At 60.1% G+C, this 25,356-nt stretch carries 20 protein-coding genes; 16 read left to right on the top strand and 4 right to left on the bottom strand.

Annotated features, from left to right (window positions below):
* The first annotated feature begins 64 nt into the window (after nt 1-64).
* On the top strand, nt 65-2,011 hold the full coding sequence (locus I2E13_RS05305) for a DUF2207 domain-containing protein (protein ID WP_195404405.1): 1,947 nt from the start codon (nt 65-67) through the stop codon (nt 2,009-2,011).
* Between the two features lie 411 nt (nt 2,012-2,422).
* On the opposite strand, the gene I2E13_RS05300 is transcribed toward I2E13_RS05305, so the two are convergent.
* Complete coding sequence (locus tag I2E13_RS05300; RefSeq protein ID WP_195404404.1) at nt 2,423-3,064, bottom strand: GNAT family N-acetyltransferase; 642 nt, start codon at nt 3,062-3,064, stop codon at nt 2,423-2,425.
* Nucleotides 3,065-3,340: 276 nt separating this feature from the next.
* Between I2E13_RS05300 and purH the strand changes: the two genes are divergently transcribed.
* The 4 genes from purH (at nt 3,341) to I2E13_RS05280 (ending at nt 7,834) form a co-directional block, all read left to right on the top strand.
* The gene (gene purH, locus I2E13_RS05295) at nt 3,341-4,948 is read left to right on the top strand and encodes a bifunctional phosphoribosylaminoimidazolecarboxamide formyltransferase/IMP cyclohydrolase (protein WP_195404403.1); all 1,608 of its coding nucleotides are present in this window, start codon (nt 3,341-3,343) and stop codon (nt 4,946-4,948) included.
* A 274-nt stretch (nt 4,949-5,222) separates the two neighbouring features.
* Nucleotides 5,223-5,930: a hypothetical protein gene (locus tag I2E13_RS05290; RefSeq protein WP_229057838.1), complete on the top strand. Its 708-nt coding sequence runs from the start codon at nt 5,223-5,225 to the stop codon at nt 5,928-5,930.
* Between the two features lie 179 nt (nt 5,931-6,109).
* Nucleotides 6,110-6,781: a response regulator transcription factor gene (locus I2E13_RS05285; RefSeq protein ID WP_117564915.1), complete on the top strand. Its 672-nt coding sequence runs from the start codon at nt 6,110-6,112 to the stop codon at nt 6,779-6,781.
* A gap of 9 nt (nt 6,782-6,790) precedes the next feature.
* A complete protein-coding gene (locus I2E13_RS05280; protein ID WP_195404401.1) occupies nt 6,791-7,834 on the top strand; it encodes a sensor histidine kinase in 1,044 nt (347 codons plus the stop codon).
* A gap of 312 nt (nt 7,835-8,146) precedes the next feature.
* On the opposite strand, the gene I2E13_RS05275 is transcribed toward I2E13_RS05280, so the two are convergent.
* Nucleotides 8,147-8,584 (bottom strand): universal stress protein, encoded by a 438-nt coding sequence (locus I2E13_RS05275; protein ID WP_117583590.1) that lies wholly within the window; start codon nt 8,582-8,584, stop codon nt 8,147-8,149.
* 249 nt (nt 8,585-8,833) lie between these two features.
* Between I2E13_RS05275 and I2E13_RS05270 the strand changes: the two genes are divergently transcribed.
* The 4 genes from I2E13_RS05270 (at nt 8,834) to I2E13_RS05255 (ending at nt 15,191) form a co-directional block, all read left to right on the top strand.
* The gene (locus I2E13_RS05270; RefSeq protein WP_195404400.1) at nt 8,834-9,814 is read left to right on the top strand and encodes an undecaprenyl-diphosphate phosphatase; all 981 of its coding nucleotides are present in this window, start codon (nt 8,834-8,836) and stop codon (nt 9,812-9,814) included.
* Nucleotides 9,815-10,147: 333 nt separating this feature from the next.
* Nucleotides 10,148-13,048, top strand: a complete 2,901-nt coding sequence (locus I2E13_RS05265; RefSeq protein WP_195404399.1) for an ATP-dependent helicase — start codon at nt 10,148-10,150, stop codon at nt 13,046-13,048.
* A 365-nt stretch (nt 13,049-13,413) separates the two neighbouring features.
* Nucleotides 13,414-14,436, top strand: a complete 1,023-nt coding sequence (locus tag I2E13_RS05260) for a hypothetical protein (RefSeq protein WP_195364285.1) — start codon at nt 13,414-13,416, stop codon at nt 14,434-14,436.
* Nucleotides 14,424-15,191: a hypothetical protein gene (locus I2E13_RS05255; RefSeq protein WP_195364286.1), complete on the top strand. Its 768-nt coding sequence runs from the start codon at nt 14,424-14,426 to the stop codon at nt 15,189-15,191. The genes I2E13_RS05260 and I2E13_RS05255 overlap by 13 nt, the downstream gene beginning before the upstream one ends.
* Before the next feature lie 240 nt (nt 15,192-15,431).
* Here the strand turns inward: I2E13_RS05255 and I2E13_RS05250 are convergent, their stop codons facing one another.
* Both I2E13_RS05250 and I2E13_RS05245 read right to left on the bottom strand, forming a co-directional pair.
* Complete coding sequence (locus tag I2E13_RS05250; RefSeq protein ID WP_411161260.1) at nt 15,432-16,364, bottom strand: type I phosphomannose isomerase catalytic subunit; 933 nt, start codon at nt 16,362-16,364, stop codon at nt 15,432-15,434.
* Nucleotides 16,365-16,437: 73 nt separating this feature from the next.
* Nucleotides 16,438-17,157, bottom strand: coding sequence for a GntR family transcriptional regulator (locus I2E13_RS05245; RefSeq protein WP_117565003.1), 720 nt, complete (start codon nt 17,155-17,157; stop codon nt 16,438-16,440).
* Between the two features lie 304 nt (nt 17,158-17,461).
* Here I2E13_RS05245 and I2E13_RS05240 point away from each other — a divergent pair, with 304 nt between their 5' ends.
* The 7 genes from I2E13_RS05240 to nhaA all read left to right on the top strand — a co-directional run bounded on the left by I2E13_RS05240 (nt 17,462) and on the right by nhaA (nt 25,045).
* Nucleotides 17,462-18,862, top strand: coding sequence for a glycoside hydrolase family 1 protein (locus I2E13_RS05240; RefSeq protein ID WP_055251261.1), 1,401 nt, complete (start codon nt 17,462-17,464; stop codon nt 18,860-18,862).
* A 120-nt stretch (nt 18,863-18,982) separates the two neighbouring features.
* A complete protein-coding gene (locus tag I2E13_RS05235; protein ID WP_195404396.1) occupies nt 18,983-20,335 on the top strand; it encodes a PTS sugar transporter subunit IIC in 1,353 nt (450 codons plus the stop codon).
* A gap of 153 nt (nt 20,336-20,488) precedes the next feature.
* Complete coding sequence (locus I2E13_RS05230; RefSeq protein ID WP_195404395.1) at nt 20,489-20,791, top strand: PTS sugar transporter subunit IIB; 303 nt, start codon at nt 20,489-20,491, stop codon at nt 20,789-20,791.
* A 9-nt stretch (nt 20,792-20,800) separates the two neighbouring features.
* Nucleotides 20,801-21,133: a PTS lactose/cellobiose transporter subunit IIA gene (locus I2E13_RS05225; RefSeq protein WP_229057837.1), complete on the top strand. Its 333-nt coding sequence runs from the start codon at nt 20,801-20,803 to the stop codon at nt 21,131-21,133.
* Between the two features lie 241 nt (nt 21,134-21,374).
* Nucleotides 21,375-22,328, top strand: coding sequence for an ROK family protein (locus tag I2E13_RS05220; protein WP_229057836.1), 954 nt, complete (start codon nt 21,375-21,377; stop codon nt 22,326-22,328).
* 167 nt (nt 22,329-22,495) lie between these two features.
* The gene (locus I2E13_RS05215; RefSeq protein WP_195404394.1) at nt 22,496-23,419 is read left to right on the top strand and encodes a manganese-dependent inorganic pyrophosphatase; all 924 of its coding nucleotides are present in this window, start codon (nt 22,496-22,498) and stop codon (nt 23,417-23,419) included.
* Between the two features lie 267 nt (nt 23,420-23,686).
* The gene (nhaA, locus tag I2E13_RS05210) at nt 23,687-25,045 is read left to right on the top strand and encodes a Na+/H+ antiporter NhaA (protein WP_195404393.1); all 1,359 of its coding nucleotides are present in this window, start codon (nt 23,687-23,689) and stop codon (nt 25,043-25,045) included.
* Nucleotides 25,046-25,356 lie beyond the last annotated feature (311 nt).

Genomic DNA, 25,356 nt, shown 5'->3' with positions numbered 1-25,356 from the left:
CGTCATGTGCGCCCGTAAACGTGGGACAATAACGCTGTTGGTACCACAGACAAAGGATGTGCCTATGAACGCCCCCGTTGCCCAGCCCTGTCGGCAGCGCCGCCTGTTTGCGCGGTTCGCTTCCGTCTGCGCACTCGTCGCGCTTGCGTTGTTGCTGCTGCCTGCCGCCGCGCACGCCGACGGCTACTCCATGAGCCAAACCTACATCGGTGCCACGGTCGAGGCCGATGGCTCGCTGACCGTTGTCGAGGGACGCCAGTTCGATTTCGACGATGACATTAACGGCGTGTATTGGGATATCAATACAGGCTCTAACCAGCAAGGCGGCTCGGTGGTCGTCAATGTGCTGAGCGTCGAGGAAGACGACACTGCGTTTAACAAGGTCGACAGCGCAAATAAAGGCGACGACGGCGTTTACACGGTGGAACAGTCCGACGACGGCGTAAAGATTAAGGTGTTCAGCCCTCACGAGAGCGGCGACAGCGCAATCTACTACGTGAGTTATTCCATGACCGGTGCGGTTATGAACTGGGCCGATACCGCCGAGCTCTACTGGAAATTCGTCGGCGACGGCTGGTCGGCGGATTCCGATGACGTCGAGATGGAAGTCTACTTTGCAAATGCCGCTGCCGGGACGGCTGCCGTCAAGGGCGATAACTTCCGCGCATGGGGCCACGGCCCACTGACGGGCGACGTGTCGCTCGATGCGGACGAGCCCATGGTCACCTATACCATTCCCTGCGTGCATGAGGGCGAATTCGCCGAGGCACGCATCGCCTTCCCCAGCGACTGGGTGCCGCAGCTTGCCGTCTCGGGCGAAAAGCGCATGTCGACGATTCTGAGCGAAGAGAAGGAATGGGCCGACGAGGCCAACGCTCGCCGTGAGCACGCGCGTGCGGTTGCCGGCGCGATTGCCGTGGTGTGTGTTGTCGTGGCGGTTGCCTATACCGGTGTGATCGTGATGCTTAAGCTGCGCAGGCCCAAGCCCAAGCCGCTCTTCCAGGACGAGTACTTCCGCGATGTGCCCTCGGCCGACCATCCCGCGGTGCTTGCAGCTCTTATGAGCTGGAACGACGTGCCCGATCAGGCATATATCGCCACGCTTATGAAGCTCACCGACGACCGCGTGATCAAGCTGGAAGAAGCGACCGAGACCAAGAAGAAGGGTCTGCTCCGTCGCGAAAAAGAGGAGCAGACGTATCGCATCACAGTGACCGACGAGGCCTGGAAGGCTGCCAAGAAGGACGGCATCGATCGCGATGTGCTCAAGGTCTTCTTCGCCGGCGTTAAGCCCGATAAGGACGGAGTCCGTTCGCGCACGTTTAGCGAGCTGGAGGAGTACGCTAGCGAGCGCACCACATCTGTTGGCGACAAGCTCGAGGACTATCAGAGCACAGTTAAGGGCAAGCTGGAGGCGCGCGAGCTTATTGCATCGGATGGCACTATCGCGATGGTGGCCGGCCTGGTTCTCGGCATCATCATTGTCTTTGGCATTCTGGGCTCTCTGTTCTATACCGACTTTGCGGACGCCAACGTCGGTGCCGCTATGATCTCGATCCCCGTTACGATCGTGGGCTTTGTCCTGAGCTGCACCTTCCGCCGTTACACGCCGGAGGGCGCCGAGGTGGCGGCTCGCTGCAAGGCGCTCAAGCATTGGCTCGAGGATTTCACACGCCTAAAGGAAGCCGTCCCGGGCGATCTGGTGCTGTGGAACAAGCTGCTGGTGATGGGCGTTGCCCTGGGCGTTTCGAAAGAAGTGCTGCGACAGCTGGCCGAGGCCGTGCCTGCGGACCTGCGCAACAGCGACGATTTCTACGACAACTACCCCTGCTACTGGTGGTATTACCATCACTACGGCAACGAGTCCCCGCTCGATTCGTTCAACGATGTGTACCACGAGACCATCCGCGAGCTGGCTTCGAGCTCCGATAGCTCGAGCGGCGGCAGCGGCGGCGGCTTCTCTGGCGGCGGTGGTGGCGGCGCCGGCGGAGGCGGCGGCGGAACGTTCTAGTGAGCGCTTGCTTTGGGGTGGATCTTTCTGGGCGGTTGCCAGGGAAGATTCATCCCTTTTTTGTGCATCGAAACGGGTCAAACTTTCCGCTGAGGACCTTCGCGCAAGGGGCAGTGGACAAAAAATGCCAAATATGAGTACTGTTGCTGCGTTGGTCACATATGTTTGCACATAATAATGGGCTCCTAATGAGAGTACTTCTCATTAGGAGCCCATTTTATTAAACATTTGGGGAGTTACGTCAGCTCGTGCAGCTGGTCGTCATGCCTACAAGCATCAAAAATGCCCCAAATCGCTGCTACTAAAAAGGTAACAGTACTCATATTTGATGTTTTTTGACCACAGCTATTTGCAGATCACCAAGGCTACTCATTGGGGACAGACTTAAATGACTAGGTGTGGCTGCCTGGGCTAGGCTGTTAGGTCGAGTTCGTAGAGGAAGCTTTCGCGCGGCATGTCGTGACGGCGCTCTTCGCGGTTGGCGCGGTGCGTGGCCGTGCGCTTAAAGCCGTGCAGCTCGTAGAACTTCCACGAGCAGTTGGAGTCGGTGTACAGGTGCGCCCTCGTCGCTCCAAGCGAGGACAGGTGCGAGACTGCGGCATCGAGCAGAACCGTGCCAACGCCCAGGCCATGGACATCGCGATCCACGGCAAGCAGCGTGACCTCGTTGTCGTGCGGCAACGGGCTGCTCTCGAGCAGACGGTTGTTGGTTCGGATGGTTGCGCGTACAAACGAGAGATACTCGGCGCAGGCATCAGGCTCCAGCTCGCGCATTTGCGATAGCAGAGCGCGTTCGGTGTCCATCCAATGTTCCTTGACGGTGGCGCCGGAACTCTGTCCCGCGCGCGCGAGCGCAATGCCACGCGCCTCGCCGTCAATCACTGCAACCTGCGAAAACGTCGAGGATGAAAGGCAGTAGGCGAGGTCGCACGCGGCCTCAAGGCGGTTGTACTCATCGTTATCCGAATTGTTATGCCAAAGCTGCTGCAGAATCAGCGCGATGGCGTCGAAGTCTTCGGTATCAAACGGTCGGTAGAGAACCCGCGAGACCATGGTGCCTCTTTCTTTTGCGGATGCATATCGAGCACAGTTCTACCACGCTATTGGCATCTAATTATGGTGCCCCTGTGTTCCATGAACTCACCGTGCCCGGTGCCGTGCCCATCCCCCCGCTCGCAAACTTTTTCTGCACAGCCGTGCGTTGCGGGATGCAACGTCGCGCTCGATGCGCTACATTGAATCAGTATTTTCAATGCCGCTGCGCGAGCGCTGCAGATCGACGTATCACCGACTCACAGAGCACGGCGGCGTACCAGACAGGAGGACTGCATGGGATCTGATGTGAAGATCGCACGCGCGTTGATCTCGGTTACCGATAAGACGGGTGTCGTCGATTTCGCACGGACGCTGGTTGATGACTTTGGCGTCGAGATCATCTCTACGGGCGGCACGGCTCGTGCCATCGAGGACGCGGGCGTTCCCGTAACCCCCATCGAGGAGTTCACGGGCTATCCCGAGATGATGGACGGCCGCGTTAAGACCCTACACCCCAAGGTTCACGGCGCGCTGCTGGCCCGCCGCGATTCCGAGCAGCACATGCAGGAGGTCGCCCAGCACGGCATTAAGCTGATCGACCTGGTCGTCGTCAACCTGTACGAGTTCGAGAAGACCGTCGCCAACCCCGAGGTCACCTTTGCGGATGCCATCGAGCACATCGACATCGGTGGCCCCTCCATGTTGCGCTCTGCCGCCAAGAACGCCGCGAGCGTTACCGTCATCTCCGACCCGGCCGACTATGATGCCGTCCTGGCCGAGATGCGCGAGACCGGTGGCTGCACCACGCTTTCCACCCGTCGTCGCCTGCAGGTGAAGGTCTACCAGACCACCGCCGCCTACGACACGGCTATCTCCCGTTGGCTTGCCGCCCAGGCAAGCGACGTGGCGGACACCTCTGCCAAGCTCGAGATTTCGCTGGAGAAGGTCGACGACCTGCGCTATGGTGAGAATCCTCAGCAAAAGGCTACGGTCTACCGCTTTGCCGAGGGCTGCGAGAACACCGCGAGCTCTCAGTTCCCGCTTGTGGGCTCCGAGCAGATCCAGGGCAAGCCGCTCAGCTACAACAACTATCTGGACGCCGATGCCGCCTGGAACCTGGTCCGCGAGTTCGACGAGCCGGCCTGCGTGATCCTCAAGCATCAGAACCCCTGCGGTTCCGCCGTTGCCGAGGACATCACGGCCGCCTACGACCGCGCTTTCGCCTGCGATCCCAAGAGCGCCTTCGGCGGCATCATCGCCTGCAACCGCGAGGTTCCCTTTGAGCTGGTTGAGCACTTCGCCGACCAGAACAAGCAGTTCGTCGAGGTCATCATCGCCCCGAGCTACACCGATGAGGCGCTCGAGCGCATGGCCAAGCGCCCCAACCTGCGCGTGCTGGCTACCGGCGGCGTGGACCACGGTGCCCAGGTGGAGCTGCGCTCCATCGACGGCGGCATGCTGGTGCAGGAGGTCGACCACGTGACCGAGGATCCCGCGACCTTTACGTTCCCCACCGACCGCAAGCCCACCGACGCTGAGATGGCCGAGCTCGAGTTTGCCTGGAAGGTCTGCAAGGGCGTTAAGTCCAACGCCATCCTGGTCTCCAAGGGCAAGGCCGGCATTGGCATGGGCCCGGGTCAGCCCAACCGCGTTGACTCCGCACTGCTTGCCTGCGAACGCGCCGAGGACTTTTGCGAGCGCGAAGGCGTGGAGAAGGGCGGCTTTGCCTGCGCAAGTGACGCGTTCTTCCCGTTCCGCGACAACGTCGACGTGCTTGCCGCACACGGCGTGACCTGCATCATCCAGCCCGGTGGCTCCAAGCGCGACGACGAGAGCATCCAGGCCTGCAACGAGCACAATATTGCGATGGTTTTCACGGGTGCCCGCCACTTCCGCCATTAAGTAGGGAGGTGGCGCTGCGGCTTGCCCAACCACCGCACCTTGCCGCTCATTCGTCGCTCGCGTACCCAAGTACGCGTCGCTCCTCTTTCACGGCAATCTGCGGCACTTGGGCAACCCTCGCCGACCTGTTAGGTTGACTGGGGAGGATGGGATGTTATCTCGTCTCTTGGACCGCCTCGCTTCTAAAATAATCTCTGCAAAAGACGGCCGCTCCGTTTGGAGGGCCGTCTTTTTGGTATAAGAGGACGGAATGACTAACACGAAAGGTACAACCATGCCCCAGATTGATGATGCCGAGCTGTTTGGCAATGCCGAGGATCAGCGTGCGTACGAGGACTTTTGCGCCAATCAGGAGGCGGTCGAGAAGTTTACGCTCGACAAGCCCGCGCTTGTCTGCCGTTGGCGCATGTCCAACAAAAAGGTACCCATGCTCAACCGCCACATTCGCGCGCTGTCCGAGCGTCTGGTGCAGGGCGAGCCACTTACCCATAACATGCTCAGCTGGGCCAAGCAGCACGTTGAGTGGTCGCTAGCCGAGGGCGACTATACCGCGCACGACGGCGTGCTCATGCTGGTGATCGACATCAACGGCAACGCCGCCATGACAGTGGGGGAGTACGAGCCGCTCGCCGATACGTCAGCCAAGGCGCTGCGTGCCCGCTCTGCCGAGGCCCGTTCCGAGGCCGACGAAACCGGCGTGGCGCCCGAGCTGCTTGCCGCCGTCAACGACGGCGAGCTGGCCTTTGTGGCGCCGGCGGACGAGTGCCTGTGCGGCACGGCGACACTCATCGAGCAGCTGGCCCAGACCAAGGGCATCCCGGTCACGCGCGTAGACATTCCCGCACAGCTCAAGGGCGCCTTGTTCCTGGTAAGCGACGAGCACGGCGTGGTGCCTGCCACCGACGCCGACGCCGCCGAGTCTGATGCCGCGACGGTCGCCTTCTTCGCCGACGGCTACGAAAAGCTTCGCGCCCGCCGCTAAATGATTATTCTGGGACGGGGATTAAAGAATCATTTTGGTTCCCGCCACCGCTGCGAGTGCGAGGCGGACAAAACGCCCCCGCTCGCGAACAGTTCTGTCACCTTGGCGACGTGCGTGGCGCGCACCTGCAGTTTCGCAGCCATAATGGTGGCAAGACAACCAAGAGGGGAGCGGAATCCATGGCGCTAATCTATATCGTTGAGGACGACGAGCCCATTCGTCGTGAGCTTGTCGACATCCTTGCCCGCGCCGGGTTTGAAATCGAGGCCTGCGAATCGTTCGAGCATGTCTCGCGCGATATTCTCGCCGCCGCGCCCGACCTGGTGCTGCTCGACCTCACGCTTCCCGTCAAGGACGGCCAGCATATCTGCCACGAGGTTCGCCGCGAATCCGAGGTCCCCATCATCGTCCTCACCTCGCGCACGACCGAGATCGACGAGGTCATGGCCATGACGCTCGGCGCGGACGACTTTGTTCCCAAGCCCTATAGCGCGCGCGTGCTCGTGGCGCGCATCAACGCACTGCTGCGTCGCACCGCGGCGTCAGGCGAGCGCAGCACGCTCGTCCACAAGGGGCTGGAGCTCGACCTCGCCCGCTCTATGGTCACCAACACGGCGACCGGCGACAGCACCGAGCTCACCAAAAATGAGCTGCGCATTCTCTCGCTGCTCCTGAGCCGCGCGGGCAAGATCGTCTCGCGCTCGGCCATCATGCAGGACCTGTGGGACTCCGACGCCTTCGTGGACGACAATACGCTCACCGTCAACATCAACCGCCTGCGCACCACGCTCGAAAAAATCGGCATCAAGGGGTATTTGACGACGCATCGCGGCCAAGGCTATTCGGTCTAGGGGCCGGCTATGTCGTTTGGCAAGTTCTTTAAAGATGCACTGCTTCCCGTCGCCGTGTGGACGTGCGGCGTGCTGCTGAGCTGCTTTGTGCTGACGGTCGCCGGCGCACCCGTTTCTATCGTGGTCGTGGCGGTTGGCGTGTCCTTTATCTTCGGTATGCTCGGCATCGTGATCGAGTACGCTCGCCGTCGCCGTTTTCTGCGTCAGTTGGAGCGCGCGGCAGAGGAGCTCGAGAGTCCCGCATGGGTGCAGGAGATGGTGCAATGCCCGACCTATGCCGAGGGCGAGCTCGAATACGAGGTCTTGCGCCGGGTGGGCAAAGCTGCCTGCGACGAGGTTGCCGAAGGCCGACGTCAGACCGATGACTATCGCGACTATATCGAGAGCTGGGTCCACGAGGCCAAGCTGCCCCTGGCGGCGGCCCACCTGATTTTGGAAAACCTGGACGGCAGCGAAGACGACCTGTCGCGTGTGGATGACCTGGGTCGCGAGCTGGCTCGCGTTGAGCGCTATATCGACCAGGCGCTGTACTATGCGCGCTCGGAAGTCGTGGAGCGCGACTACCTGATTCGCCGTTGGGATCTCAAGACCTTGGTGACGGGCGCGATTAAAGCCAACGCGCGCGAGCTTATCGCGGCGCACGTGGCTCCGGTGTGCGAGAACCTCGACTTCGAGGTCTTTACCGACGAGAAATGCCTGGAGTTCATCTTAGGCCAGCTTATTCAGAACAGCATCAAATATGCGCGCGAGGACGGCGCAAAGATCGTGTTTTCGGGCGCGTTGCTGGACGAGGGCCTGGCGAGCGAACGCATCGAGCTTACCGTCGCGGACAACGGCTGCGGCGTGAGCGCGGCCGACCTGCCGCGCGTGTTCGAGAAGGGTTTTACCGGCGACAACGGCCGCACCACCAAGCGCGCAACGGGCATCGGCCTCTACCTGGTGGCGCGCCTGTGCTCCAAGATGGGCATCGACGTCACCGCGGCATCCGAGCCCGCCGAAGGCTTCGTCGTAACGTTCGCCTTCTCGACGAACAAGTTCCAATACTTTGAGTAGCCGGGCCGTCTTGCGCTGCGGACGGCTATGTTCCCGAACGTGAACTTAGCTAAGGCAACTGGCGTTATGTTCCCGAACGTGAACATAACTATGAGGCTCAAATGGATCTCCCAAAACAAAAACGTGCAGCCCAAACAAAACGTGCCGCCCCAAACGGGGCGGCACGCCATCTTTTATCAGCCAACTCGCTGAAGTAAGGCTGCGAAGGCCGCGAGGCCGGGAGGGGTTTCCTAAGGGCACATCCCGCAGCCGCAACGCGGCGAGGACGTGCCCGTGGAAACCCCGCAGGCCCCGCGGCCGGTGGGAGCAACGCTACTTTACGACCAAAATGTCGCAGTCGGTATTGCGCAGCAGGAACGTCGAAATCGAACCCAGAAGCGCATACTTGATCGAGGACAGGCCGCGAGCGCCGCAGAGCACCAGGTCGGGCTTGACCACGTCGAGCATCTCGTCTTTGAGCGTCTCGCGAATACGACCGGCGCGTATCATGACCTCGACCTCGGGAATATCGGGATTGGCCTTGGCCTCTTCGAGCTGCTTTTCGATGGAGTTCTTAAAGGCCTCCTCCAGACCGTTGACCAAATCGACCGGATAGGAGCCGGCGCTCTCGAGCGCCGTGGAATCGATAACGTGGCCGATAATCAGCTTGGCGCCGTTGTTCGCGGCGACCTTGATGGCGCGTGCGAGCACAAAATCCTGCTGCTCAGTACCGTCGAGTGAAACAAATACCTTGGTGTAACCCTCGTTCATGGTTTCCTCCTTGGTCTATCGCACGGGCGCGGGGCTCGTGCGTCGGGCGGGCGCGGGTGCGTTGACCGCCGGACACTTTATCTTGTTGCAGTTATACCCAAGGATTTCGGTTTAACTGCTCGCAATTCTGTGAACGGGCGAGTTTTTTGGTAAGGGTAGGCGCGGTCGCACCGCCAACGGTTGATAATGGGACATCGCCCGCATCGTCCGCAGAACATCTACCGGCGGGTGTCTAACGAGGGGGTCCCTTTGGATATTATCGAGCTTCTAAAATCTGCCTTCATGGGCCTGGTCGAGGGCATCACCGAATGGCTGCCCGTTTCGTCGACGGGCCACATGATCTTGGTGGACGAGTTCGTCAAGATGAACGTGAGCGAGACGTTCTGGAATATGTTCCTGGTCGTGATTCAGCTCGGCGCCATTCTGGCCGTCTGCGTGCTGTTTTTCCACGAGCTCAACCCGTTCTCGCCCAGCAAGGGCAAGGAGGGCCGTCGCGACACCTGGGTGCTGTGGGGCAAGATTGTGCTCGGTTGCATTCCTGCGGCGGCGATCGGCCTGCCGCTCAACGACTGGATGGAGGAGCATTTCTACAACGCTCCCGTCGTGGCGCTGGCGCTCATTGTGTACGGCGTGCTGTTTATCGTGATCGAGAACTGGCGCGCGAGCAAGCGCGAGGAAATGGCCGTTGCCGGTTCGTTTGGTTCGCGTGCTGTGGTGTCGGGTGGACGTCCCGCCGGTGCGCACTTTGCGGCGCCCCCCACGGCCACCGCTGAGGATGAGGACGATGACGAGAATCTGGACTTTGGTTCCATCGCCACGTTCGAGGATCTAAGCTGGAAGACTGCGCTGGGTATCGGCTGCTTCCAGGTGCTTTCGCTGGTGCCTGGTACGTCTCGCTCCGGTTCTACCATCATCGGCGGCCTGCTGCTGGGCTGCACGCGTTCGGTGGCGTCCAAGTTCACGTTCTTCCTGGCCATCCCTGTCATGTTTGGCGCGAGTGCGCTCAAGCTGGTCAAGTACTTCATCAAGGGCGGCACGTTCGGCACCAACGAGATCGCCATCTTGGGCGTGGGCTGCGTTGTTGCCTTTGTGGTTTCGCTCATCGCCATCAAGTGGCTCATGGGCTTCGTCCGCCGTCACGACTTTAAGTGCTTCGGTGTTTACCGCATCATCCTGGGCATCGTAGTGCTCGCATACTTCTTCGTTCTGGAGCCGATGCTCGGCCTTTAACTTAGTCGACGCTGCGCGGCGGCCAGAGCGACAGCTTGTCATTCAAAGAGGGTGGCATGACCAAAAGGTCTATGCCGCCCCCTTTTCATGCCAATTTGTTCGCCCTGACCGTCGCTCGCTGCTGCTGCCATGACATCGGCGGTTTCGTGATTGTCAATAGATTGGTGCAAAGTAACCTGACCCCATTGCGCCAAATCCGCTGGGGCGGGCCTGACGGTGGCGCACGGAGTCGTGGTGTGATTTGCGTCGGTGTCCGCGCGGCTCGGTATACTGGTACGGCTCAAACTATGGCGCTGCCCGCAGGCGCGCCGTCCGTCAGATGAGGAGTCGCCCATGACCCAGCCCTTGCCCTGGGAAAAGAACGCCGCGGTACCCGTGCCGCCTGCGCCGGAACCCGTGCCGCTCGATGCATACACCGCCCCCGCTGCACCGGAGCCCGAGCTCGTTCCGCTCGACATCTACGACGCCCCGGCTCCGGCGCCCAAACCTGCCAAGCCGCTCGTCGATATCGATAGCCTTAACCCCGCCCAGCGCGAGGCGGTCCTGACCACCGAGGGCCCGCTGCTGGTCCTTGCCGGTGCTGGCTCGGGCAAGACCCGCGTCCTGACCTTCCGCATCGCTCATATGCTCGGCGACCTGGGCGTTAAGCCTTGGCAGGTTCTTGCCATCACGTTTACCAACAAGGCCGCTGCCGAGATGCGCGAGCGTCTAGCGGCGCTCATTCCCAGCGGCACTCGCGGCATGTGGGTGTGCACCTTCCATGCCATGTGCGTGCGCATGCTGCGCGAGGACGCCGACCTGCTGGGCTACACCGGCCAGTTCACCATCTACGATGACGACGACTCAAAGCGCATGGTGCGTGACATTATGCAGGCGCTCGGCATCGAGCAAAAGCAGTTCCCCATCAACATGATCCGCAGCAAGATCAGCTCGGCCAAAAACGCCATGATCGGCCCCGAGGACATGCTCAAGAGCGCCGATAGCCCCAACGACAAAAAGGCCGCGCAGGTCTACCTGGAGCTGGAGCGCCGCTTGCGCGCCGCCAACGCGATGGACTTTGATGACCTGCTCGTGCGCGCGCTCGAGCTGCTGCGCACCCGCCCCGAGGTGCTCGACAAGTACCAAGAGCGCTTCCGCTACATTAGCGTCGACGAGTATCAGGACACCAACCACGTCCAGTACGAGATCGCCAACCTGCTGGCCGCCAAGTACCAAAACCTCATGGTCGTGGGCGACGACGACCAGTCCATTTACAGCTGGCGTGGCGCCGACATCACCAATATCCTGGACTTTGAGAAGGACTTTAAAAACTGCAAGACCGTCAAGCTGGAGCAGAACTACCGCTCCACGGGTCATATCCTGAGCGCCGCCAACGCCGTGGTGCGCCATAACTCGCAGCGCAAGGACAAGCGCCTGTTTACGGCCGAGGGCGATGGCGAGAAGATTCAGGCTTTCCAGGCGAGCGACGAGCGCGACGAGGGCCGCTGGATTGCCGGCGAGATCGAGAAGCTGCATGCCAAGGGCATGAGCTACGACGATATCGCCGTGTTCTACCGCACCAACGCCCAGTCGCGTATCCTCGAAGATATGTTCCTGCGCGCGGGCGTGCCCTACAAGATCGTGGGCGGCACGCGATTCTTCGACCGTGCCGAGATCCGCGACGTCATGGCCTACCTCAAGATGATCGTGAACCCGGCCGACGAGATGAGCGTAAAGCGCGTCATCAACACGCCGCGCCGCGGCATCGGCTCCACCTCGATCCAAAAGATCGAGCAGCTGGCGCGCGACAACCGCTGCTCGTTCTTCCAGGCCTGCGAGATCGCAACAGCCGAGACGGGCATGTTTAGTGCCAAGGTGCGCAACGGCCTGTCGAGCTTTGTTTCGCTGGTGCGCGAGGGCCGTCGCATGGACGGCGAGCTCAAGGACGTCGTCGAGATGATCGTCGACAAGACGGGCCTGCTGCAGGCCTTCCGCGCCGAGGGCACCATGGAGTCCGAGAGCCGCGCCGAGAACATCCAGGAATTCCTGGGCGTCGCTGCCGAATTTGAGGAGACGCACGAGGATATCGAAGGTACGCTCGAGAGCTTGGAAGAGCTGCGCGCTGCCGGTGTTGCCGATGTGCCTGCCGACGCTGAGCCCGAGCCCGTTGTGGTGAGCGCGCCTGCGCCCGAGCCCGGCCCGTCTGCGCCCACGTCTTCGTTTGAGGCGCTCGTTGGCGCGCGTGACGCCGCGGGTTCCAATCCGCTCGACAACCTGGCGGCCCCGGCGCTCTCGCCGCAGGATGCCCTGGCTGCCGCTATCGCGGGCAACGCCTATGCCGCACCGGCAGAGCTGCCCGCGGGCGCCGTGCATGCCGACGAGATCGAGCGCACCTACGGCCCGCTCACCTGCAAGGCACTGCCGGCACTCATGGAGTGGCTGGCCCTGCGCTCCGACTTGGATTCCCTGGCCGGCGAGACTCATGCCATCACCATGATGACCATTCACTCCGCCAAGGGCCTGGAGTTCCCCGCGGTGTTCGTGGCCGGCATGGAGGAAGGCATCTTCCCGCACGTGCACGACTTTGGCGGTAGTGACGATCCGGGCAAGCTCGAGGAGGAGCGTCGCTTGGCCTACGTCGCCATTACGCGTGCTCGCAAGCGCCTGTTCTTGACCTATGCGGCCACGCGTCGCACCTACGGCTCGACTTCTGCCAACCCGCGCTCGCGCTTCCTCAACGAGATTCCGTTCGAGGACATCGAGTTTAGCGGCATCGGTTCTGCCGGTTTTGAGGGCACGGGCTGGGAGAAACGCGGCGACCGTCACGGCACCTTTGGCTCGGGCATGGGTTCGGATATGTATGGCGGCAAGGTGTTTGGCTCGCATACGCGCTCGACCGGCGGTTCCGGTTCGCGCGGTGGATCGAGCTTTGACGATTTCTTTGGCGGCAGCAGCTACGGGACCGAGCGCCATCGTGGGGTCTCGCCCGACGCCGGCCGTGTTGCCTCGACCTTTGGCTCGGGCGCGCCGCGAGCCAAAAAGCCGTCGTCCAAGGTGTCCCCGACGGTGGAGCGCAAGGTCGATCGCGCCAGCGCATCGCAGGACTTTGCCGCGGGCGATACCGTGAGCCATAAGACCTTTGGCACGGGTACCGTGATCTCGGTCGCCGGAGACATGATCGAGGTCCAGTTCGAAAAGACCGGCCAGACCAAAAAGCTCATGAAGGGATTCGCTCCGATCGTCAAGCTGTCATAATCCCGGCGGACCTGGGCGGGCGTATGGGGCAACATCGCCTGCTCGGGCAGTCCTGCTCGCACGGAGAGCACATTAAGTGCTCTCCGGCTCGTGCGGAACTCGCGATCGATGTTGCCCCATACGCCCGCCCAGGTCCTTAGATAACGTTGCTTGCGAACGTCGCTTTGCCCGTTCGCTTTTTGGTCTGGAGGGCCGGGTGGGCTGAATACTTAGACATGGCAAGGGGCTCCCCCGTTAAAGAACGGGGGAGCCCCTTGTTGCGTTTTGAATGGTGCGCTTGGCTTTGATGATTGATGATTTTATACGATTCAGTATAATTTCAGATGGACGCTAAAATGTAACCGAAATGAAAACGGTGATTGTACATGCTGATAAACTGCCTCCCAAAAAGACTCTTCTCTTTAGAGCTCGCTATCGACCCGGAGCCAGTTGAGATGCAGATTCCTCGCATGTATCTTGAGCGGTATTCGCTTCGCTTGGCACGGCTCGGCATGTCTAAACAGGGCCGTTTTATTGTTGCGGAACCAAAGGAACCGCCCAGTGTCATTTCGGCGCGAAATCTCGTCAGTGCGGTGCGCAAGTTAGATGTTCACCCGGTGGTAATTTGCTGGGATGCTATGGATTTAGGTTTTATGCGCGCGCTTTCTTCGGAGGGAATCGCATATATCCGAGATGAGCGAAATGCGTTCCTGCCGTTTATCGGAGCCGTTATTTCCGATGAGGTGCTGGGTGCTTCTCCCGCTGCTCCGCTTTCGCCCCAATCTCAACGAATCGTCCTAAATCTCATTGCGGGACGATGGGTTGACTGCTCCGCCGGCGACCTAGCGCGTCTGTGTGGCAAAAGCGCGGCAAGCGTCAGCGGCTATCTTTCGGAAATCGCCGCTATAGCTCCTGGGTTGATTATGCGGGACGGCAAAAAGCGTATATTGTGCGACGCCGGGCTGTCGACCGAGACGTTGCTAGATGGGTTTGAGGACTATCTTCGCACGCCAGTTTTAGAGCGAATCCGGCTCAAGAAGGTTATCGAGAGAACAGAGCTACGTGCCGTTGATGCGCTGCTTTCCGGTGTGTCTGCCCTTAGCTATATGTCCGACCTTGCCCATGAAGACTCTGCTCCAACCATTGCTCTCGAAAAATATCAGCTAGAGGCCTTGAAAGAGCATATGGGCGACAGATGGCTGGAGGCTCAGTGGTACGAACCGGCGGCAGTTGTGATTGAGGTCTGGTCGTATCCCGTGGACGCGCCGTCCGATATTAGTTTTGATGCGACGGGTTTGCAGTGTGTCGACCCGTTTTCCTTATACGTTGCTTGCGCAAAAGCAGATTACAAAGAAGATCGTCTGCTCGACGCGGTCGAACAGCTCAGGAGGACGATATGTCAAAAGTGAGGGGAATAGAGCGATTTGCCGATGCCATGAGCGGCTGTAAAGGCGGTTACGTCCTTATTGGTGGAGGGGCCTGCAGCGTTCTATTTGACAATGAGGGCGATTCGTTTAGAGCTACTGAAGACTTGGATATCGTCGTAATTGTTGATGGGGAAGGCGTTGAATTCGCCACTGCATTGTGGGCATTTATCAAAGCTGTCGGATATGAGACTGGGAAGGTCGGCGATGGAAAGTGCACTTACTATCGGTTCTGTTTGCCCGAAGGATCAAGGCAAGTCCTAGACTATCCCGGCCAAATTGAGCTATTCGCCCGACATCCTGATTTTGTGCTCGAAGATGAAACGAGCGAAGTGGCACCTCTTTCCTTTGACGGGGCCGTATCAAGTCTTTCGGCAATTATTCTCGACGATGGCTACTACGAATTTATTCGCGACAACGCAACGAACGTAGAGGGCATTACGTTGCTCGATGCGCTCCATATCATTCCCCTCAAGATGCGTGCACACATTGATATCAATAGGAGCTATGAAGAAGGGCGCCATTGCAACGATAAAGATCGACGAAAGCATCGCTCGGATATTGTTCGACTTGCGGGTTTGTTGCCGCCTTCGGCTCGCTTGGAGCTAATAGAGCAAATGAGGGCTGACGCCGGAGACTTCTTTGCGGACTTTTCTTCTTATGTAAATCGGCAGACCGATCGTAAAGAGAGAGCGCGTCTTCAGGACACATTATCGTTTCTCGAAAAGGTCTACCTATAGGCACCTTGATTCGTTATGTATGGTGAGGGGCTCTCCCGTTTGATGAGCGGGGGAGCCCCTTGTTGCTTTTTGATTGTCGTAACTAGCCAGAGGCTCGCCGGGACGGGACGCGGGGTTTGGTCGATCGCGAGTTCCGCACGAGCCGGAGAGCACTTAATGTGCTCTCCGTGCGAGCAGGACTGTCCGAGCAGGCGACCAAACCCCGCGCCCCGTCCCGGCGAGCGCTTGGGGACCGGTGGCCTACAGGTGGCTGATGATCAGTTCCATCTTGCCTTCGAGGTCGATGGAGCTGACGGTGCTCGGGGCCAGCAGGTGGCTTCCCTTGTGGACGGGGTCGCCGCAGACGGTGCCTTCGCCGTCGATGACCGACAGACACATGAAGGGCCAGCGCTGGTCGAGGGTTTTGCTGCCGTCGACGCGCACACGATCGACGGTGTAGCAGGAGTTAGACTCGAGCTCGGTCACGCCGTTCACCTCGGGCGCGGTCACCGTGCCGTCGGTCGGAGCCTGGGCATCAAAGTCGATGCAGTCGAGGCTCTGCTCAATGTGCAGTGGGCGCAGCTTGCCGTCGGTGCCGGGACGGTCGTAGTCGTACAGGCGATACGTCACGTCGCTCGACTGCTGCGTCTCCAAAATGAGCGTGCCGGTCTTGATGGCGTGCACGGTACCGGAATCAATCTGGAAAAAGTCGCCCTTGTGGATCGGCAGTACGTTGAGCATGTCGTCCCAGCGGCCGTCCTCGATCATCTGCGCGGCCTCGGCGCGGTCGTGCGCGCGCTGGCCGACAATGATCGTGGCACCGGGCTCGCAGTCCAGCACATACCAGCACTCGGTTTTGCCCAGGCTGCCGTTCTCGTGCTTGGCGGCGTACTCGTCGTTGGGGTGAATCTGGATCGAAAGGTCGTCCTTGGCGTCCAGAATCTTAATAAGCAGCGGGAACTCCTTGCCCTCGCAGTTGCCAAAGAGCTCACGGTGCTCGGCCCACAGCCACGACAGCGTGTGGCCGGCATACGGGCCCTCCGCAATCTGGCAGTCGCCGTTGGGATGGGCCGAGATGGCCCAGCACTCACCGATGGGACCCTCGGGAATGTCGTAACCAAATACGGTTTCGAGCTGGCGGCCGCCCCAGATCTTCTCGTGGAAGATCGGCGTCAGTTTAATCAAATCGGACATGTTCATACCCCCATGGTGTTGTGCGGTTGCCCACTCTAAACGAGCCATAACGAGCGCCCGCATGACTACAAAACTATGCCAACGTTACGTTGTGCAGCTCAAAGCGGTCACCGACGTTGCGCGAGATCGAATGCTCAAAGGCGGTGCCGCTATCCAAAAAGCCAATCTGGTTGAGCTCGAGCAGGGGAGAGCCGGGTTTGGTGTCCAGGCGCTCAGCCTCTTCCTCGGTTGCCGCTACGGCGCGAATGGTGCGGTGGAAGCTCGAAATCTTCAGCCCGCATTGCTCGCGGATAAAGCTATAGATCGATCCGTACAGGTCCTTCTTTTTAAGGCCCGGGATCAACTCGAGGGGCATATAGGTGTACTCGATAACGATGGGCTTCTCGTCGACCTGGCGCACGCGCACGATGTGGTAGGCAAAGTCATCCTCGGCAATTCCCAGCTGGGCAGCGACGTCCGCCGGTGGATTGACAATCGAGAAATCGTAGACCACCGAGGTCACCTTCTCCCCGCGGTGCTCATATGAAAAGCCCTGGGCACGGTCGTTCTTGCCCTGGAAAAACGCCTTGCCGGGAAGTCCCGCCGTGTCCTTGACGTAGGTGCCCGATCCGCGCCGGCTGGTAATAAGGCCCTCCTCGGTGATCTGCTCAATCGCTCGTTTAACGGTGATTTTAGAAACGCTATAGAGCTCACAGAACTCAACGACGGTGGGCAGCTTGTCACCCGGCTTAAGAGCGCCGTCCTCGATGCTTCGACGAATATCCGCAGCTATCGCCTCGTATTTGGGAATCATGGAACCCCCTTTCCGACATACATGGATACAAAAGTAAGTATAACCCTCTGCGAGGCATCCATATAATTCTTATCTAAGAAGTTCGAGAAAGAAAAAAGAAAAAGACGCTTTACTTATAAAATTAGAGCGCTATAGTTGTAGCCAACGAACGGAACCCTGCCGAACGGCAGGACCGACCGTTTGGGGACGGTTTTGTTTTGGCGGGCTGAATATCCAGATATCCGGTGCGCGCCCGCGCCGGATAACCTGCCAAGGCAAACCCGTCTCCAACCGGAAGCTCTAGAACACGAAAGCGAGGACTTCGATGGCACAGTATCAGCTGCCCCGTGACTTCTTCTTTGGCGCCGCTATGTCCGGCCCGCAGACTGAGGGTCAGTGGAACCAGGGCGGCAAGCTCGAGAACCTGTGGGACACCTGGTCCATCCAGGATCTGGATTCGTTCTATAACCGCGTTGGCTCTTATGCTGGCAATGACTTTATGGCTAAGTACCAGGAGGACCTTCGCATTTTGAAGGACTTGGGCCTGGATACCTACCGCACCTCCATCCAGTGGAGTCGCCTGCTCGATGCTAACGGCAACCTCAATGAGGAGGGCGCCGCGTGGTATCACGAGCTGTTCCGTGCCTCTCGCGAGGCCGGCCTGGAGCCGTTCGTCAACCTGTACCACTTTGACATGCCCACCTACCTCTTTGACCGTGGTGGTTGGGAGAGCCGCGAGGTCGTCGAGGCTTACGCTCATTACGCCGACGTCGCCTTTCGCGAGTTTGGCCAGGAGATCAAGTACTGGTTCACCTTTAACGAGCCCATCGTCGAGCCCGAGCAGCGCTATCAGGAGGGCGTGTGGTACCCGCAGCTCCATGACTATAACCGCGCTCGCACCGTGCAGTATCACATCTCGCTGGCACATGCGCTGGCCGTGGCCAACTACCGCCGCGCCTATGACGAGGGCGCCGTTCGCGCCGACGCCAAGATCGGCATGATCAACTGCTTTACCCCGGTCTATACCAAGGAGAACCCCAGCGAGGCAGACCTCGAGGCCGTGCGTATGACCAGCGGTATCAACAATCGCTGGTGGCTCGACCTTATTACCAAGGGCGAGCTTCCCGCCGACGTGCTCGACAGCCTGGCCGAGGGCGGCGTTAAACTTCCGTTCCGTGCCGGCGACCAAGAGATCCTCAAGCAGGGTGTTGTCGACTGGCTCGGTTGCAACTACTACCACCCCACGCGCGTTCAGGCCCCGGCGAGCAAGATCGACCAGTACGGTCTGCCGCACTTTGCCGACGAGTACGTGTGGCCTGACGCCGTTATGAACGAGAGCCGCGGCTGGGAGATCTACCCGCAGGGTCTCTACGACTTTGGCATGGACTGCGCTAAGAATTACCCCGATCTTGAGTGGTTTGTGTCCGAGAACGGTATCGGCATCATGGACGAACACAAGAACCGTGACGCCGAGGGCACCATTCAGGACGATTACCGCGTCGACTTTGTGCGCCAGCACCTGGAGTGGGTTGCCAAGGCAATCGCCGAGGGCGCCAAATGCCGCGGATACCATTATTGGGCCGTCATCGATAACTGGTCTTGGGCTAATGCCTTTAAGAACCGTTACGGCTTTGTCGAGGTCGACCTTATGGACGGCTACAAGCGCCGCCTTAAGAAGTCGGCAGCTTGGCTCAAGCAGGTCGCAACGACCCACGTGGTTGACTAGCGACCAGGCGAACGCCCAGACCGCGCGCCGCCGCGCGCAAAACATGGCACATCTGGTGGCAAAGGGCGACAGACCACCGTGCGCATAGGAAAAGGCCGGATTTGATAGTTAGGAGCAATCATGGCCAGTGAAAACGGAAAGAGCTTCCTCGACAAATTTGCCGAGGTCTCTGCGAAGGTGGGAAACCAGGTTCACCTGCGTTCCCTGCGCGATGCCTTCGCGACCATCACGCCGCTCTATATCCTTGCGGGTATCGCGGTTCTTATTAACAACGTCGTGTTCCCTCTGTTCCCGCTCGATGCGGCGGGTCTTGCCAATCTTCAGACCTGGGGTTCGGCAATTACGCTGGGCACCCTCAACGTCTCTGCCATTATCTTGGCCGGATTGATCGGCTACAGCCTCGCTAAGAACGAGCGCTTCGATAACCCGCTTGCCTGCGTGGTCGTCGCCATCTCCGCTTTCGTTATCATGATGCCGCAGCAGATTACCGCCACGCTTGCCGCCACGAGCCCGCTGCTCACCGACAAGATCACCTCTGCCGAGGTCACTGGCGCCCTTTCGACTGCCAACACCGGCACCAACGGCCTGTTCGCGGCTATTATCATCGCCCTGCTCTCCGTTACGCTCTTCATCAAGATTTCCGGCGTCGAGAAGCTTAAGGTCAAGCTGGGCGAGGGCGTGCCTCCCGCGGTCTCCAACTCCTTTAACGTCATGATCCCGATGCTGCTCAACCTTTCGATCTTCGCTGTTGCCGCGGCCCTGCTTGCCGTGTTTGCCGGTACCGATCTGTGCACCATCATCTCCACGTGCATCTCCAACCCGCTCAAGAGCATCATGAACGCCGGCCCGTGGGCCGTCATCCTCATCTACACCCTTGCGAACCTGCTGTTCTGCGTCGGTATTCACCAGTCCACCATCTCTGGCGCTACCGTCGAGCCGATTCTGACCATGCTCATCGTCGACAACATGGCTACCTTTGCCGCCGGCGGCACCATCCAGCCCGATCACTACATGAACATGCAGATCGTCAACAGCTTCGCCCTCATTGGCGGCTCGGGCTGCACCCTCATGCTCCTGCTCGACACCTTCCTGTTCTCCAAGAACAAGGCTTCCAAGACCGTTGCCAAGATGGCTATCGTTCCTGGCCTGTTCAACATCAACGAGCCGGTCATCTACGGTTACCCCGTCGTGTACAACCTGCCGCTCATGATTCCGTTCGTGCTTCTTCCCGACCTGTTCATCGGCATCACCTATGCTCTGACCTGCGCGGGCATCATTAGCCCCTGCATTGCCCAGGTGCCTTGGACCATGCCTCCCGTCGTCAACGCCCTGCTTGCCACGGGCTTCGACTGGCGCGCTGGCGTGTGGCAGGCCCTCGAGCTTGTCATCGGCATGGCTGTCTACCTGCCCTTTATGAGGATCTCCGAGAAGGCCATCGCCAAGCAGGAGGCCCTTGCCGAGCAGAACGCTTAAACGTCGCTCTCCCTTTCACCGTTGCGGGCGCCGGTACGCGGTGCCGATGCCCGCGGCTCTCTCCTTGTGTAAAGACGCAGGGGGTGGGCACAATAGCCGCAAGGAATAAAACCAGTTGTCGTCTGCGCGCCGCGCAGTTATAAGGAGAAAACCATGAAGAAGATCATGCTTTGCTGCAACGCCGGCATGTCCACGAGCCTGCTGGTCCAGAAGATGCAGTCCGAGGTCGCGAACCGCGGTCTGGACATCGAGGTCGAGGCTCGTCCCATGAACGAGGCCCACGATCACCTGGACGAGTGCGACATCCTGCTGCTCGGCCCGCAGATTGGCTACACCAAGGGCGATTTCGAGAAGGAGGCCGCCGGTCGTTTCCCGGTCGAGGTCATCAACATGGTCGATTACGGTCGCATGAACGCCGCCGGCATCATCGACCACTGCGTCAGTGTGATGGGCTAGGTGCAGCACATGGAGGATATGAACGAGCTGCAGATGACCTGCTTCGAGATCATCAGCTACGTCGGCACCGCCAAGAGCATGTACATCAATGCCGTGCAAAAGGCCAAGGAGGGCGATTTTGACGCCGCCGAGGAGCTTATCAAGCAGGGCGACGAGGCTTACAACGGTGGCCACGATGTCCATATGGGGCTCCTTAAAAAGGAGGCCAACGGCGAGCGTAATGGCGAGGCCCCGTTGATTCTGCTGCATGCCGAGGACCAGATGGCCGGCACCGAGACCATGCGCGTCATGGCCACGGAGCTCATCGAGGTCCACAAGCTGCTGCAGGCACGTGAGGCCTAGCCGGCGTTATCGCCGCGACGGACCGTGCGGTTCACCAGACAATTCAGTCCCTTTCACGGGTGCCGGGAGCCTCCGCCTCCCGGCGCCTTTGTATTCGGCGAAGGCCTTGCGCGACCTGTTGGGCGGGCATGTGCGTTTCCCCAGATAAAACCTGCCAAAACAAACCTGTCCCTTTTTGGTAGGTTTCTGCCTTGGGAGCGGTACCATACAGGCAATGTTTAAACGAGAAAGGTGGGCTCCCATGGAACCTAAGCAGTACTACATCGGCATAGACGTCGGCGGCACTTCGGTTAAGGAGGGCCTGTTCGATGAGGATGGTAACCTGCTTGCCAAGGCCAGTGTTCCCACGCCTCCCATCGTTGACGCTGCGGGCTTTGCCGCGGTGACCGAGGCTATCGACCAAGTGGTCGCCAAGGCCCAGATTCCGCGCGCCTTTGTGGCGGGCATTGGCCTGGCCGTTCCGTGCCCCATCCCGGCATCGGGCGATGCCAAGGTCAAGGCCAACATTGCTATTAACCTGCCCGAGCTTAGGATCGCCATTCAGGAGCACTGCCCCGACGCGGTCGTTAAGTACGAGAACGATGCCAACGCCGCTGCCATGGGCGAGGCATGGCTCGGTTCTGCCAAGGGCGTGCAAAACGTGGTGATGGTCACCATCGGTACCGGCGTGGGCGGCGGCGTTATCGTCAACGGCGACGTGGTGTCGGGCGTTGTGGGTGCCGGCGGCGAGATCGGCCATATGTGCCTGAATCCCGACGAGGAGCGCACCTGCGGCTGTGGCGGCCATGGTCACCTAGAGCAGTATTCCAGCGCCACCGGTGTGGTGAGCAACTACCTGGCCGAGTGCAAGAAGGCGGGCGTCGAGCCCATCGAGCTCACCGGCCCCTCCGATTCCAAGGACGTGTTCCAGGCCTGCCGCGAGGGCGACAAGCTCGCGCTTGCCGCGGCCGATACCATGGCCGACTATCTCGGTCGCGCCCTGGCGCTTATTGCCAACGTGGTCGATCCCGAGATGTTCCTCATCGGCGGCGGCGCATCCGCCTCGGCCGATGTCTACCTCGACAAGGTCCGCGAGCACTTTAAGCAGTACGCGCTTTCTGCCTCGCGCGAGACGCCCATTAAGGTCGCCTCGCTCGGAAACGACGCCGGCATTATCGGTGCCGCCTACGTAGCCCTGCGCGCCGCCGGTAAATAGCTGGTGCAAGGGGGTCAGGTTACTTTGCACCAACATGGTGCAAAAGGGACAGCCTTGGCCCCCATGCCTGCCCCAAAATATGCCGTGGCCCTTCCGTCTGCGAAGGCTCGGCATCGGCGTGCTACCATAGCTACGTCCAAGTACACATATTCAAGTGGAGGATATCCATGGCAAACGTTCTTGTCTTTGGTCACCAGAACCCCGATAACGACGCCATCATGAGCGCCGTCGTCCTGTCCCAGCTGCTCAACCAGGTTGAGTATGCCGGCAACACCTACGAGGCTTGCGCCCTTGGTCAGCTTCCGGCAGAGTCTGCCAAGCTGCTCGCCGACACCGGCATCGCCGAGCCCCGCGTGATTGATTCCGTCGAGGCCGGTCAGCTCGTCGTCCTCACCGACCACAACGAGTCTGCCCAGTCTGTCGCCGGCCTTAAGGACGCCACGGTCTTTGGCGTTGTCGATCATCACCGCATCGGCGACTTCGAGACCGCCGGCCCGCTGCACTACATCTGCCTGCCCTGGGGCTCCAGCTGCACCATCGTCACCAAGCTCGCCGGCGTGCTCGGCGTTGAGCTCTCCGATGTACAGGCCAAGCTGCTGCTCTCGGCCATGATGACCGACACGCTCATGCTCAAGAGCCCCACCACCACCGATGTCGACCGCGTCGTCGCCGCCAAGCTCGGCGAGCAGGTGGGCGTCGACCCGGTCAAGTTTGGCATGGAGGTCTTCCTCACCCGTCCGTCCGGCTCCTTCATTGCAGCCGAGATGGTCGGCAACGACATCAAGATGTTCGAGCCCGCTGGCAAGAAGCTGCTCATCGGCCAGTACGAGACCGTCGACAAGACCCGCGCACTCGGCATGATCGACGAGATCCGCGAGGCCATGCGCTCCTACGCCGCCGAGAAGGGTGCTGACGGCATTGTCCTGTGCATCACCGACATCATGGAGGAGGGTTCGCAGGTCCTGCTCGAGGGCGAGACCGAGGCTGCTCAGAAGGGCCTGGGCATTGCCGACGAGCACGACGGCGTCTGGATGCCGGGCGTCCTCTCCCGTAAGAAGCAGGTCGCTGCCCCCATCATGGCCGCCTGCTAGGTTTAGTTGACCAAACGCCACGACCGGATCGCGGACGTCCCGCGCTCCGGTCGTTTTTTGTGCACGGTGCCGCGTCGTCTCTTGGACAGGCGTGCCCGTGCCGTTGAGCAAATAATGTTCAACCTGTGGTTCCGCTTTTCGGCCACGCCTGCGTGCTTGTCGTGCAGGGTAGGCTAGATGCAAGCGTAAAACGTTAGAGCGCGGCGCCGCCACTTGGGCGGGCCGTGCTTTTTTAAGACGGGAGCTTTCCCGTGAAAGGAGCCGCCCATGGCAGCAACCGAGCAGCTGTTCAACGTCCGTGAGCGCAAGCGCTTTGAACGTCACGACATCTGGGAGCGCATCGCCGAGAACGGCACGATTTCCGCCGCCGTCATGGTCTTCGCCGCTATCGCCGCCGTTATCTGCGCCAACACCGATGCCTACGAGGCCATCCATCACTTTTTGGAGACCCCGCTGTATGTGGGCCTGGGCAACCTTACGGCTGGTCTCACCGTTGAGCTTTTCGTCAACGATTTCCTCATGGCGATTTTCTTTTTGTTGGTGGGCATCGAGCTTAAGTACGAGATGACGGTCGGTGAGCTCAAGAATCCGCGTCAGGCCATGCTTCCCATGCTGGCGGCCGTGGGCGGCGTTGTCGTTCCCGCCTGCATCTACCTGATCTTTAACCATGCCGGCGCCCGCAACGGTTGGGCCATCCCCATGGCAACCGATATTGCCTTTGCGCTGGGCGTGCTGTCGCTTTTGGGCAATCGCGTGCCCAACGGCGTGCGCGTGTTCTTCTCGACGCTCGCCATCGCCGACGACCTCATCTCCATCGCCGCCATCGCCATCTTCTACGGTCAGAGCCCCAGCCCGTTTTGGCTGGGTGCCGCCGCGGTCGTGACGTGCGCGCTCGTGTGGCTCAACAAGACGCAGCACTACCGCCTCGCCCCGTACTCGGTGCTGGGCCTGCTGCTGTGGTTCTGCATGTTCAAGAGCGGCGTGCATGCCACGCTTGCTGGCGTCATCTTGGCCTTTACCATCCCGGCCAAGTGCGGTGTTAAGCTCGACAGCCTTACCGATTGGCTGGGCGAGTGTCTGCCGTTGCTCGATGACCGCTACGACGACGAGGCGCACATCCTGGGCCAGCACGACTTTACCGTCTCGACCACCAGGGTCGAGCGCGTCATGCACCGCGTCACCCCGCCGCTCATCCGCATGGAGCGTCTGATCTCCACGCCGGTCAACTTTGTGATCCTGCCGATCTTTGCGTTCGTGAACGCGCAGGTTCGCCTAGTGGGCGTGGACATGAGCACGCTGCTCACCGACCCGGTGACGCTCGGCGTGTACTTTGGCATGCTGCTGGGCAAGCCGATCGGTATCTTTGGCATGACGTTTGCCCTGGTTAAACTCAAGATTTCCGAGTTGCCGCACAACGTCAACTGGCACATGATCGCCGGTGTGGGCATTCTGGGCGGTATCGGCTTTACCATGTCGATCCTCATCAGCGGCCTCGCCTTCCCGACGGCCCAGTTTGAGGTCTTGGCTGCCAAGGCCGCCATTCTTGCCGGATCCGTTACCGCCGCGGTGCTGGGCATGATCTACATGAGTGTGGTCTGCAAGCATCCCTCGCCCAAAGACGAGTAAGAGCGCGAAAACCGGCTCCAGAACCGATTCGGGCGCGTTCAAAATGCGGATTCGGGCGGTGCTTGCCGCCTGCCAGACACGCCAGTGGTCAAAAAACGCCGTTTGTGAGTACTGTCACAAACGGCGTATCATTTTAGGTGCGGAAAATAATGAACAAAGTTATAAGAACTGTACGTTAATGAGTGACCATCGACTTCCAATTTGGCGCTAGCTGACGGTGATTAGGAAGTTTCAAGGTGGCGCGCGCAGACGTGGTGTAAGAGTGTCCTGAGGTCCGTCGCTGCAAGCTCCGATGTTACTCCTTCTTGAGG

This window comes from Collinsella aerofaciens, from assembly GCF_015554145.1.
Classification (GTDB): domain Bacteria; phylum Actinomycetota; class Coriobacteriia; order Coriobacteriales; family Coriobacteriaceae; genus Collinsella; species Collinsella aerofaciens_AA.
The sequence above is the reverse complement of the archived record's forward strand: the minus strand, read 5'-3'. Positions and strand labels throughout refer to the sequence as shown.

Bases quoted from the DNA above. Each gene is read 5' to 3' on its own strand.
- I2E13_RS05305 (WP_195404405.1), top strand. From the start codon at position 65: ATGAACGCCCCCGTTGCCCAGCCCTGTCGGCAGCGCCGCCTGTTTGCG.
- I2E13_RS05300 (WP_195404404.1), bottom strand. From the start codon at position 3,064: ATGGTCTCGCGGGTTCTCTACCGACCGTTTGATACCGAAGACTTCGAC.
- purH (WP_195404403.1), top strand. From the start codon at position 3,341: ATGGGATCTGATGTGAAGATCGCACGCGCGTTGATCTCGGTTACCGAT.
- I2E13_RS05290 (WP_229057838.1), top strand. From the start codon at position 5,223: ATGCCCCAGATTGATGATGCCGAGCTGTTTGGCAATGCCGAGGATCAG.
- I2E13_RS05285 (WP_117564915.1), top strand. From the start codon at position 6,110: ATGGCGCTAATCTATATCGTTGAGGACGACGAGCCCATTCGTCGTGAG.
- I2E13_RS05280 (WP_195404401.1), top strand. From the start codon at position 6,791: ATGTCGTTTGGCAAGTTCTTTAAAGATGCACTGCTTCCCGTCGCCGTG.
- I2E13_RS05275 (WP_117583590.1), bottom strand. From the start codon at position 8,584: ATGAACGAGGGTTACACCAAGGTATTTGTTTCACTCGACGGTACTGAG.
- I2E13_RS05265 (WP_195404399.1), top strand. From the start codon at position 10,148: ATGACCCAGCCCTTGCCCTGGGAAAAGAACGCCGCGGTACCCGTGCCG.
- I2E13_RS05260 (WP_195364285.1), top strand. From the start codon at position 13,414: ATGCTGATAAACTGCCTCCCAAAAAGACTCTTCTCTTTAGAGCTCGCT.
- I2E13_RS05255 (WP_195364286.1), top strand. From the start codon at position 14,424: ATGTCAAAAGTGAGGGGAATAGAGCGATTTGCCGATGCCATGAGCGGC.
- I2E13_RS05250 (WP_411161260.1), bottom strand. From the start codon at position 16,364: ATGTCCGATTTGATTAAACTGACGCCGATCTTCCACGAGAAGATCTGG.
- I2E13_RS05245 (WP_117565003.1), bottom strand. From the start codon at position 17,157: ATGATTCCCAAATACGAGGCGATAGCTGCGGATATTCGTCGAAGCATC.
- I2E13_RS05240 (WP_055251261.1), top strand. From the start codon at position 17,462: ATGGCACAGTATCAGCTGCCCCGTGACTTCTTCTTTGGCGCCGCTATG.
- I2E13_RS05235 (WP_195404396.1), top strand. From the start codon at position 18,983: ATGGCCAGTGAAAACGGAAAGAGCTTCCTCGACAAATTTGCCGAGGTC.
- I2E13_RS05230 (WP_195404395.1), top strand. From the start codon at position 20,489: ATGAAGAAGATCATGCTTTGCTGCAACGCCGGCATGTCCACGAGCCTG.
- I2E13_RS05225 (WP_229057837.1), top strand. From the start codon at position 20,801: ATGGAGGATATGAACGAGCTGCAGATGACCTGCTTCGAGATCATCAGC.
- I2E13_RS05220 (WP_229057836.1), top strand. From the start codon at position 21,375: ATGGAACCTAAGCAGTACTACATCGGCATAGACGTCGGCGGCACTTCG.
- I2E13_RS05215 (WP_195404394.1), top strand. From the start codon at position 22,496: ATGGCAAACGTTCTTGTCTTTGGTCACCAGAACCCCGATAACGACGCC.
- nhaA (WP_195404393.1), top strand. From the start codon at position 23,687: ATGGCAGCAACCGAGCAGCTGTTCAACGTCCGTGAGCGCAAGCGCTTT.